The sequence below is a fragment of the Streptomyces sp. RP5T genome, from assembly GCF_003933965.1.
GTDB lineage: Bacteria > Actinomycetota > Actinomycetes > Streptomycetales > Streptomycetaceae > Streptomyces.
In genome coordinates this window covers 1-432 of sequence record NZ_RSAJ01001295.1, presented here as the reverse complement: position 1 = coordinate 432, position 432 = coordinate 1, and the positions used below count along the sequence as shown (strand labels likewise).

The window sequence follows — 432 nt, the reverse complement described above, 5'->3', positions numbered from 1 at the left end:
GGGACTTCTCGCCCTGCTCGCGGTCTGTGTCCTGCTGTTGACCGGATCCGTGAGCTGTGGCGCCGATGGGGCAGGGAAACACGGGGACGGACAGTCGGTGACACCGGTGGGCAAGGTCCTCGACGACACCGATCACGAGGGCCGGCACTACCGGGAGGTGGACAAGGAGAACGCCCCCGACGTCGCCATAGTCGTGCAGCCGGACACCGACGACGGCTGGTCCGTGCGGCTGACCGTCGAGAACTTCACCTTCTCGCCCTCCACGACCAGGGCGAAGGCGGTCTCCGGCCACGGCGTCGCCGTCCTCTTCGTGGACGACCGCCCCGTCACCACCCTGCGCGCCCCCTCCTATCGCCTCGCGTCCGGGTATGTCCCCCAGGGCACCCACAAGGTCACCGTCCGCCTCTACGCCGACGACGGCACCGTCTGGGC

1 pseudogene is annotated in these 432 nt (G+C 69.4%); it reads left to right on the top strand.

The features are described 5' to 3' along the window. Positions 1-432: pseudogene (locus tag EHS43_RS45890) on the top strand (hypothetical protein); the annotation flags it as partial.